The 11322-nt window shown below is 49.2% G+C and carries 8 protein-coding genes; all 8 read left to right on the plus strand.

Translation table 11 applies throughout. From position 1 onward, the window contains the following. Positions 1-14: 14 nt before the first annotated feature. The 8 genes from VB073_RS00120 (at position 15) to VB073_RS00155 (ending at position 11242) form a co-directional block, all read left to right on the plus strand. The gene (locus tag VB073_RS00120) at positions 15-1136 is read left to right on the plus strand and encodes an imelysin family protein (RefSeq protein ID WP_323402102.1); all 1122 of its coding nucleotides are present in this window, start codon (positions 15-17) and stop codon (positions 1134-1136) included. A 6-nt stretch (positions 1137-1142) separates the two neighbouring features. Beyond that, positions 1143-2546, plus strand: coding sequence for a di-heme oxidoredictase family protein (locus VB073_RS00125; RefSeq protein ID WP_416349484.1), 1404 nt, complete (start codon positions 1143-1145; stop codon positions 2544-2546). 129 nt (positions 2547-2675) lie between these two features. After that, on the plus strand, positions 2676-3884 hold the full coding sequence (locus VB073_RS00130; protein ID WP_323402104.1) for a porin: 1209 nt from the start codon (positions 2676-2678) through the stop codon (positions 3882-3884). 50 nt (positions 3885-3934) lie between these two features. Next, complete coding sequence (locus VB073_RS00135) at positions 3935-4639, plus strand: hypothetical protein (protein ID WP_323402105.1); 705 nt, start codon at positions 3935-3937, stop codon at positions 4637-4639. Between the two features lie 16 nt (positions 4640-4655). Beyond that, positions 4656-5774: a Rid family hydrolase gene (locus VB073_RS00140; protein WP_323402106.1), complete on the plus strand. Its 1119-nt coding sequence runs from the start codon at positions 4656-4658 to the stop codon at positions 5772-5774. Beyond that, complete coding sequence (gene ccsA / locus VB073_RS00145) at positions 5761-7731, plus strand: cytochrome c biogenesis protein CcsA (protein WP_323402107.1); 1971 nt, start codon at positions 5761-5763, stop codon at positions 7729-7731. Before VB073_RS00140 ends, ccsA begins: the two co-directional genes overlap by 14 nt. Positions 7732-8156: 425 nt before the next feature. Continuing rightward, positions 8157-9950, plus strand: coding sequence for an arginine--tRNA ligase (argS, locus tag VB073_RS00150; RefSeq protein ID WP_323402108.1), 1794 nt, complete (start codon positions 8157-8159; stop codon positions 9948-9950). Positions 9951-10054: 104 nt separating this feature from the next. Then, a complete protein-coding gene (locus VB073_RS00155) occupies positions 10055-11242 on the plus strand; it encodes an acyloxyacyl hydrolase (RefSeq protein WP_323402198.1) in 1188 nt (395 codons plus the stop codon). Positions 11243-11322: the final 80 nt, after the last annotated feature.

Below are 11322 nucleotides of genomic sequence, written 5' to 3' on the forward strand. Positions count from 1 at the left end.
AAACACAAATAGAAATGACTAAAAACAGACTTTCAATGTTTTTTCTCGCCATTGTCTCAGCGGGAATGGTTATGACATCGTGTGAAAAAGAAGGTGACGATGACAATAAAAAACAGGATGATTTCGATGCGAAAATCGAAGAATTGGCGCTCACAGCCAAATGGAACAACTACCTGCTGGCTGCCAGCGAAGAACTCTACGACGATTGCACGCTGCTCCACTCAGAGTGGACGGACGAATACGCAGCGGTTGTAAAGAGTGCAACAGGAGAGTTCAACAAAAGTTTCAGTGCTGCTGTCGAGCAGACAATCGTACAAGGTTCTATCGACATTGCCGGAGAAGTAGGCGAACAGAAAATCGGCGGTCCGAATTCGTTGGCCAAGGAAGGCAAGACCGCACAGGCAGTACTCGAAGTGGAATCATGGTACAGTTTCAACTCGCTGGAGGACTACCGGAACAATATCATCAGTATCCGTAACTCCTATTTCGGCGGCATGAACGCCACTGCTGCAAAGACGAACAGCCTCTCGGCTTTCGTGAAAAGCAAAAATGCCGATTTGGACACCCGTCTTTCCGCCGCCATTGCGAACGCGCTCAACAAGATTGATGTGATGGACAAACCTTTCCGCAACAATCTCACGGGAGCAAAAGTAGAAGCGGCGATTGACGCATGTGCCGACTTGGCAGAGATATTTGAAGGTGAATTGAAACCTTTTGTACAGCAGAACGCCGACGAAACGGCCTACCGTGCCATCCTGGAAAATTATGTGGATAACATCGTGTTGCCGACTTACGCCGACTTGGAAAATAAATCGAAAGCGATGCGTGATGCGGTGGACAAATTCGTGAAGTCGCCGACGCAAAACAACCTGACTGCCGCGGCCGATGCATGGCGTGCTGCCCGTATTCCATGGGAACAGAGCGAATCGTTCCTCTATGGACCTGCCGATTTGCTGGGACTTGACCCTTCATTAGACTCGTGGCCGCTTGACCAGGCTGACATTTATACTATCCTGAAAGGAAGTAAACAATCGGTGAATGATATCCGCTCAGAAATACAGGAAGAATCAGTACGCGGATTCCACACTATAGAGTTGTTGCTGTTCAAAAATGGACAGCCCCGTGTAGTTAAATAATTCTCTATGAGTATATACAATATAGTTACTCGGCATTGTGTCGTTGCACTTTTATGTGCAACGGCATTTTGCGCTTGTAGTAAGGACGAAGTATGGGTAAAAGACGATGCCGTGACCGAAGGCTCATTGCCATCCGCCGGCACCGCCACGGTCTACAATATCGGCGTCTCTGCTTACGACACGCCTGCACCGTGGGTTACGGGCGACTTGCTGCGTCGTTTCTATGCGGGTGACCGCCTCTACGACAGTAACCGGGGGACGGAAGGCGGAAAAGGGCCGCTTTACGCGGGGTCATCATGTGGTTCATGCCACAGCAACGCGGGACGCACGCTCCCTTCGATGTATGGGCCGGATAGCGGAAGCGGGACGATGGGTTTCTCCTCGCAACTTGTCTATATCACCAAACAAAACGGCAGCTTTTTCCGGAACTACGGCCGTGTGCTCCACGACCAGGTTATCAAGGGGGAAAAGGCGGAAGGTAAGTTGCAGGTAACATTTACAGAAAAAACATTCTCTTTCCCCGACGGCGAGAAATACAGCCTGCAAACGCCACACTACAAAATCACTGACTGGTACGCCGAGGAAATCGACCCGAAAGACCTGATTATCGATGTGCACATCCCATTGCGGCACGTCGGCATGGGACAGATTATGGCGCTTGACCACGACGAACTGCGCCGCCTCGCCGCCCAAAGTAATTATCCCGAATACGGTATTTCAGGAAGGTTGAGCATTATCACCGAGCGGAATAAACAGTACGTCGGCACGGGAGGTAACAAAGCACACCACGCCGACTTAACGGTCGAATTGGGTTTCTCGAGCGATTTGGGCGTGACCAACGACCGCTATCCGCTCGAAGTGAGCCACGGCCAATCGCAGAATATCGGTTACAGCCACTACGGCATTCAAATCAGCACCCGTGAAATGGAAGATGTGGATTTGTATTTGAGCACGTTGGGTGTTCCCGCCCGGCGTAACGTCAATGATCCCGCCGTAAAACGGGGCGAAGAAAATTTCTACCGTGCCAAATGCCAGCTTTGCCACACACCCACCCTGCATACACGGCAGGATGCCGTTACCCTTTTGAACGGCACACGGCTGCCCTGGCTCAGCAACCAGACTATCCATCCCTACAGCGACTTTCTACTACACGACATGGGACCGGGACTCGACAATCACGTACGGGTAGGGTCGGCATACAGCTACGAGTGGCGCACCACACCGTTATGGGGCATCGGATTGCAACAGACGGTGAACAGCCATACCCGCTTCCTGCACGACGGCAGGGCACGCAACCTCCTCGAGGCGATTATGTGGCATGATGGCGAAGGAGCGGTGTCCCGTGAAATCTTCAGCCGGATGAGCAAACAGGAACGGGATGATTTGATTACTTTTTTGAATAGTTTATAGGCAGACTGGCAGACCATTAGACTGTTAGACCATTGGACTTTTAGACTATTGGACTATTAGATTTTTAGATATAGGACAAAAGACGTGAGCTAAATTAAGCGCATAAGTGGCGTAAAATAAGAATAATAAATGAAACTAAAATTATTGATTATCGGGTTGGTTTTCGCGGTAGGCGCAATGGCGCAGGATGCCGATAAATACATCGAGAGTGATGTGATTCCCCTCGCAGGCAAAAAGGGTTTCAGCTTCGAATCCCCCGCAGGCGATTTTGTCTTTAAACCTTTCGTGTTGGTGCAGACATCGGCGAAGATGAATTATTACGACGATGAAGGGCTCGAACTGGCCGACCAGGACAATATTGCCAACAGCGGATTTGAAATCGGCAATGCTTTGCTTGGCTTTTCGGGAAAAGCATTCGGCAAATTGACGTTCAACTTCACGCTCAACGCCGCCCAGAGTGGCGATGCGCTGTTGCAGCAAGCGTGGTTCGACATCAATCTGAAAGATGAACTCCGTTTTCGTGTGGGGAAGTTCAAGACACCGTTCAACCAGGCCTATCTGGTGACCCTCGGCGAAACACTCTTCCCTACGCTGCCGGTATCGCTTACAGCACCTATGAATATCCCCTACTCGCTTAATTCCGTCAATCCCAATTTTGCCACCGGCTTCGATTTAGGGATGCAGGTGCATGGGATTCTCCGCCAGAAATGGGATTACCGGGTGGGTATTTTTAACGGAACGGGTATCAGCGTGAACGGTGCGAAAAAGACGCTGAGCGACGATTTGGGCATCCCTTCACTACTTTATGCCGGACGCATCGCCTATATGCCCCAAGGACCCATGCCCTCGCACCAGGGTAGCATCCTCGACCTGGAGAACCACAAAAGTCTGATCGCCTTCTCCACCTCCTACAATGTGGAGGCCAACTGGCAAGCGAGCAACGATTTCCGGGCAGGATTGGAGTTGGCATACCTCTACCACCGCTGGTACTTCACGGCAGAGGCCTATTATATGCAGATGAAATTCACCAAAAAACAGGCGATTGCCAAACCCTATGATTTTATCGGCGGATATGTGCAGGCAGGCTATTTCGTCACGCCGAAGATGCAGTTGGCCTCCCGGTATGATTTACTGAACCGCAACGGGTTGAATGAGGATGGCTTTATCAATCTGCCTTCTGTCGGTGTCAATTATTTTATCGCGGGATACAACCTCAAGCTGCAGGCGATGTACCAGTATCTCGGCAAGTGGGGGCACGAAAACCAGCTCGCACGGGATAACGACGATTTGGGATTGGCGCAGCACGCGGCACAGGTGATGTTGCAGTTTTCATTCTAAGGAAAAAATTTAGATACACTATGAGTTTCAACAAACGAGTGCGTCGGGTAATGGCTCGGTATGTAGGCAGGACAAGTTGGGTGGTGGCGATGGCTTTGCTATTTGCCTCGTGCGACAGCGGCGATATTTATCCCGAACATGTAGAGGAGCGAAACGACAATATCTCCGTCACGGCAGAATTTGTCCTTTCGGGAACTGCCGACTCGGAGAATTACCAGCTCTACTTCGGGGCGTTTGAAGATGATAACAACGCACCGGTAGTCTGGACACGAGTCTTGAAATCCGGCGACAAGGATACGGTGCGTGTTTCGCTCGACAATATTCCACCTACCGCCACCAGCACCCGGCTTTGCCTCCTCAATATCGGTCGGCGTGCCATCTACGATTTCTTTTCATACGATATTTCACAGACCGATAAAAGTATGGAAATTCCACTTACTGAAGTTCCGCTGAAATTGAAATATGAGAAGGTACAAGATATTTTTGTACGCAACTGTACCGCCTGCCACGGCACAGAGACCGGTGGAGCGGGACTGTTGCTCGGAGAGGGAAAGAGTTACCAGTATCTGGTCAATAAATCCTCCAAGAACAGCGATAAAATGCGTGTGGAACCGTTTAGCATCGAAAAGAGCTTTCTCTTTGAGGTGCTGACTTCCGACACGTTGCAATTGAAGCACCCACACCACACCATCATGCATAGCCAGGATGATATGAACCTACTCAAAGCGTGGGTAGAACGGGGAGCGGAAGAATAAATTACGAAGTCTTGAAATGAACTATAAAGAAATAAAATCCAGCGACATCAATATAAAATTATCGGCATTCAATGGGGAGTATCATGCGATTATCGAGGGCACAAATCCAATGTTGGACACCGAAACGCAATACGCCAACATCAGGAATGCCCTTGCTTCGCTACAAAACCAGTTGCCGGAAAATGCCACGCTCGTTTTCAAACGCTATTTCGTGAGCGATGCGTTCAACCAGGCATCGCTGCTACCGAAAGCGGAATACAGCGTCGTTTCCATCGTGCAACAACCGCCGCTGAACAATACAAAGGGGGCGCTTTGGGCATATTTTGTGGAGGATACCACGATAAAAAACAACGGGGAAAACGCCGTTATCGCGGAACGTACCCATTACAGCCACTTTTTCAATACACAGTTACACAGCCGCCACAAGAACGAGTTCACACAGACGGAAGATATTTTTAAAAAATATACCTCCGAACTGACCCGCCACCATCTCACGCTCAAAGATCACTGCATCCGCACCTGGATTTATGTGCAGGGCGTGGACACCCACTATGCCGATATGGTCGAGGCCCGCAAGTTGTATTTCTGCGAACAGGGTTTGACGGAACAGACGCACTACATCGCCAGCACAGGCATCGAAGCGAAATATATTTATCCTGAAACACTTGTGTTAATGGACAGTTACGCGGTTTCAGGAATCGCACCCGGACAAATCACCTTCCTGAAAGGGTCGAGCCACCTCAACCCCACCCATGAGTATGGTGTGACTTTTGAACGTGCCACCGCCGTCGATTATGGCGACCGCCGCCATATTTTCGTCAGTGGTACGGCAAGCATCGACAACAAAGGGGAAATCGTCCATCCTCTCCATATCGGGAAGCAGGTGGAGCGCACCCTCGAGAATATTGAAGTGCTCCTGCACGAAGGGGGAGCGGAAATAAGCGATATCGCACAGCTTATCGTCTATCTGCGCGACACAGCCGATTATAACGTGGTGTCATCCTACTTGGCGGAGCAGCTACCCGACACGCCAAAGGTGATTGTCTGCGCACCCGTCTGCCGTCCGGGCTGGTTGGTGGAGATGGAGTGTATCGCCATCAAGGCCGTTGAAAATTCAAGTTATGAAGTATTCTAAATATCTGCTGCTGTTACTCATCGCAGTCATGATTGTCGCCACTTTCGTGGAGAAATACCACGGCACATCATTTGCCTATGCCCATATTTACGGCGCATGGTGGTTTACGATTTTGTGGGCGTTGCTGGTAGCAGGGTCGATTTTCGGCATGATTAAAAGTAAGATTCATACCAATATACCATTATTCTTACTGCATCTCTCGTTTATCGTGATTTTGGCGGGCGCATTGTGTACCAAGCTCTGGGGGGAACAGGGACAGGTCTTACTGGAAAAAGGGAAGCCGAATGTCACCCAGGACATCACATTGCCTTTTACCCTCGAACTGGATACTTTCCGCATAGCCTACTACGCCGGCACCGATGCGCCTTCCGACTATATCTCCAGCGTCACTGTGGAGGGAAGAAAAGCGGATATCTCGATGAACAATATACTCACACACAAGGGATATCGCTTTTATCAATCCTCTTTTGGCACGGACGGGACGACGAGCGTGCTGAGCGTCAACCGTGATGTGGCAGGCATTCCCATCACCTACACGGGCTACGCGCTGTTTGTGGTCTCCATGCTTTGGCTGGGCATAAGCTTATGGCGCAAGCAGTTGCTTGTTATCGCACTCCTGCTCTCTCCTACTTTACTGTCTGCCAATGTCGAGAAGAAGGAAGCGGCCGGTTTCGGGACGCTCAATATGCTCTATAATGGGAGGATTGCGTCCGTATCGACCTTCGCACATGACTTCACATTGAAAATGAACGGCAAGACCTCCGTCGGGGAGTACAATGCCGAGCAAGTGTTGATGGGCTTCCTCTTCTTCCCCGACAAATGGGAGATTGCCCCGCCCGATCAGACAAAGAAAGGGATTCAGAAGTGGAACGACAAGAACCAACTGCTCTACATGCTGCACAGCGGTGAATTGCTGAAACTGTTTCCGCTGACAATAGAGGGGCAGGTACAATGGTTCACCCCCACGCAACAACTCCCCGAAGAGATAAGTGAAGAAAACGCCCATTTTATCCGCACCATACTGACCGATTATTACCAGGCGTTGCAGGATAAGGATGAAACGAAATGCGAGGCGATTGTCCAACAAATCCGTGATTTCCAACGCCGGAATGCCTCCGATATTTTACCGTCGGAGACCAAACAAAAGACGGAATTGTGCTATCTGAAATATGATATCACCTCGCTTTTATTTAAGGTTAATCTGACCATCGGTATCTTGGCATTGCTCTCTTTCTTTTTCTATAAGAAAAGATGGCTGGTAAACACCTTTTTCGTCATTTTGCTGGCGAGTTTCACGTTACACACCCTTTCCATTACCCTGCGGACCTATATCGGTGGCCGCCTGCCCCTCTTTGCCAACGGTTTCGAGGTCATGTGGCTGATGGCGTGGGGGGCAATGCTGGGAACGATTGTCTACTGGATAAGGACAAAGAGATTCTCTCCCATACAAGCATTCGGTTTTTTGGTGTCGGGTTTTGCTTTGCTGGTAGCCCATCTGGGGATGATGAACCCGCGGATGACACCCCTTGTGCCGGTGCTGTCGTCACCGTTGCTAAGTTTCCATGTCTCGAGTATCATGATAGCCTATACATTACTGGCATTCACCTCGTTGAACAGCATGGTGGCATTGGTATTGGCAAAGAGAAAGGATGGTGAGTATTTAGAGACCGCCAAGAGACAAAACCTGCTCTGCCTTTTCCCTGCCGTGTTTTTCCTCGGCACAGGTATCTTTATCGGGGCCGTCTGGGCGAATGTCTCGTGGGGCAGGTATTGGGGTTGGGATCCGAAAGAGACCTGGGCACTGATTACCTTCCTGGCCTATGGGCTGTTGCTACACAAGTCTTTCGCTCCCAAAGGTCTGGTGGCATTCCATATCGTCTCCCTGCTGAATTTCCTGACAGTCCTGATGACTTATTTCGGTGTCAATTATTTCCTGGGAGGGATGCATTCCTATTAAGGAAGCAATCTAAAGGATACCAACTAAAAACAATTCCCGCTATTTCCAACGCGACCTGCATTCACAATAACCCTTTCAGGTATCTTGTGTTTGGCATAGATAAGGATTAGGGAAGAAATAAACTGATTTAAGGGAAGAAAATATATCCAAGTGGCTGCTAATTTTAACTAGGCCATATGATTAACAGTGTGATAAAATAGTTTAATCTATTCATACGATTTCTCTAAAATATTTGTTACTTTTCCAAACTACTCCTTTGGATTATCATGATAATCCAAAGGAGCAATTGGGATAAAACAGAATAATCAAAGGTTTAAAATGTAGATTACAAATCCCTGGTAGCCATTCCCCCTTTGTTGCGCCCTATTCTTCTACAATCTGCGAAATTTTTCCTACTTTTGTGTCTCTAAAACAGCAATCAAGATATGCAGATCGAGAAAAATCTTCAGGAAATCATTATCCGAGCCATAAAGGAATTGTACCAGGCAAATGTGGATGCGTCACAAATCACGTTGCAGAAGACGAAGAAAGAGTTCAAGGGCCACTATACCCTCGTCACCTTCCCGTTACTGAAAATCTCCCGGAAAAAACCGGAAGAGACAGCACAGGAGATCGGCTCCTGGCTGGCAGCAAATGCAGCTATCATCTCCGGATTCAACGTGATCAAAGGATTTCTGAACCTCGAAATTGCCACGGATGCATGGCTCCGGTTGCTCGAAAAGATAGATACCCAATCCGGATTCGGCTTCACGCCTGTCACCGACGATGCTCCGCTCTATATGGTGGAGTACTCCTCTCCCAACACCAATAAGCCGCTCCACCTGGGACATGTGCGTAACAACCTGTTAGGGCACTCTCTGTGCGAAGTGCTGGCAGCCAACGGCAAGCGGGTGGTAAAGACCAATATCGTGAACGACAGGGGGATCCATATCTGCAAGTCGATGCTGGCATGGCAGAAGTGGGGTAACGGCGAAACACCCGAATCATCCGGTAAGAAAGGAGATCACCTGATCGGCGACTACTATGTGCTGTTCGACAAGAAATACAAAGAAGAGTTGGCTTCTTTACAGGACAAAGGGATTTCGAAAGAGGATGCCGAAGGACAGTCGCAATTGATGGCAGAAGCACGCGAGATGCTACGTAAATGGGAAGCCGGCGACCAGGAGACAGTCTCTCTCTGGAAAAGGATGAACGAGTGGGTATATGCCGGATTCGACGAGACCTACCGCCGGATGGGAGTGTCGTTCGACAAGATATACTACGAATCGGAAACCTACCTCGCCGGAAAAGAGGAGGTACTCCGGGGCCTTAAAGAAGGGCTTTTCTACCGGAAAGAAGACGGATCGGTATGGGCCGACCTCACGCCTGACGGACTGGATCACAAGTTGTTGCTCCGTGCCGACGGTACATCGGTCTATATGACCCAGGATATCGGAACAGCCAAGCTACGGTTCGACGATTATCCCATCGACACCATGATCTACGTGGTGGGCAATGAACAAAACTACCACTTCCAGGTGCTCTCCATCCTGCTCGACAGGCTCGGTTTTGAATTCGGAAAAGGATTGGTGCACTTCTCCTACGGCATGGTGGAACTCCCTGAAGGAAAGATGAAATCGCGCGAAGGGACCGTGGTAGATGCCGACGATCTGATGAGCGAAATGGTTGAAACTGCCCGTGAGACATCCAGGGAGTTGGGGAAACTAGACGGAATCTCCACCGAAGAAGCCGACGAGATCGCAGAGATGGTTGGTATGGGCGCCCTCAAATACTTTATCCTGAAGGTAGACCCGAAAAAGAACATGACCTTCAACCCGAAAGAGTCAATCGACTTCAACGGGAACACAGGGCCTTTTATCCAGTATACCCATGCCCGTATCCAGTCGGTATTGCGCAAGGCAGCCGATCAAGGTATCACCCTTCCTGAAAAGTTAAATAACACCCTTCCTCTTTCGGAAAAAGAAGAAGGGCTGATACAACTGCTGGCCGAATTTGAAGAGGTGGTAAAACAGGCAGGCACCGAATACAATGTCTCCCTTATCGGCAATTATGTCTATGACCTGGCCAAAGAGTTCAATCAATTCTACCACGACTTCTCCATCCTCCGGGAAGAAAACAGCGCATTACGCGATTTCCGGTTGTTACTGGCCAAAAATATCGCCCTGACCATCAAGAAAGGGATGAAACTGTTCGGTATAGAAGTCCCTGAAAGGATGTAGGATGTTAGATGTGGGATTTGGAATTTATCGTATTTAGTAGCTCCATGAACAAAACAATGATCTATAGAAGCACGCTCGTTTTTCTCCTTCTATACTTTGGAAGGATGAGTAGTATATGGTCACAAATCCATTCCGATTCGGTGTCTTCCGGCCGGCAAACTCTTATTCACCGGTTGGAGATAGAAGGTCGTCCTGGCTATATCATCCCTACTAATAAATTTCTGAGAGGAAAGAATGCACAATCACGCCCTATCGACCAAACCCTTTCCTATCACCTGAAATACGCCTTTCAATTCCATCCGGACAGCCATGCCGGACAGATCTACCGCGGCGCTTATCAAGGGATCGGCTTTGCCGGTTATAACTTCGCAAGCCCCGAAGAGATCGGAAACCCGATAGCATTCTATCTGTTCCAGGGTGCCACCCTTGCCGGAATCTCTCCCCAACTCACTTTTGATTATGAATGGAATTTCGGCTTATCAACCGGATGGAAGCCATACCATTACGAAAAGAACCCTTACAACGGTATGGTTGGATCGAAGGTCAATGCCTATATGAATATGAACTTCTATTTCAGGTATCTCCTTTCCCGTAACATCGACCTTATTTATGGTGTCACTTTCACCCATTTCTCCAACGGAAACACCAAATTTCCCAATGCAGGACTGAATGCGGCGGGGATAAAAGCGGGGATCACCTACAACATCAACCGGCAACAGAACTATCTTTCACAAGGATTACCCGGTTACTCCTCCCTGATTCGTAATTTTCCACGCCATGTGAGTTACGACCTGGTTTTCTTCGGATCCTGGCGCCGCAAAGGGGTCGTCGTCAACGGAGAACCTATGGCGTCACCCGATAACTATACAGTACTGGGATTCAATATCAACCCAATGTACAATCTGGGATATAAACTACGGGTGGGAGCATCGCTGGACGGTGTGTACGACAGCAGCGCCAATATTTACACCGACAATTATGACTATGTTCCCGGAACATATACCCCCGAGCATACATTTTATAAACCCACCATCGATAAACAATTGGCTCTGGGAGTCTCCGCGAGAGCCGAATACGTGATGCCCTATTTCGATGTGGGAATCGGTATCGGCGCCAATATACTCCATCGCGGTGGTGACCTGAAAGGATTGTACCAGATACTGGCGCTGAAAATAAAAGTCACACGCCACTCGTTCATCCATATCGGCTACAACCTGCAGAATTTCGACACACCCAACTATCTGATGTTGGGCCTCGGACTCCGGCTGAATAACCGGCAACCACGATATTGATCGGGAGATAAAGCGGATAGGTGGGAAAGGGGGAAAGTGGATAGGTGGGAAAGTGGGACGGTGGGAAGGTGGGAAAGTCG

The organism is Proteiniphilum sp., from assembly GCF_034927365.1.
In the GTDB taxonomy this organism is placed as follows: Bacteria; Bacteroidota; Bacteroidia; order Bacteroidales; family Dysgonomonadaceae; genus Proteiniphilum.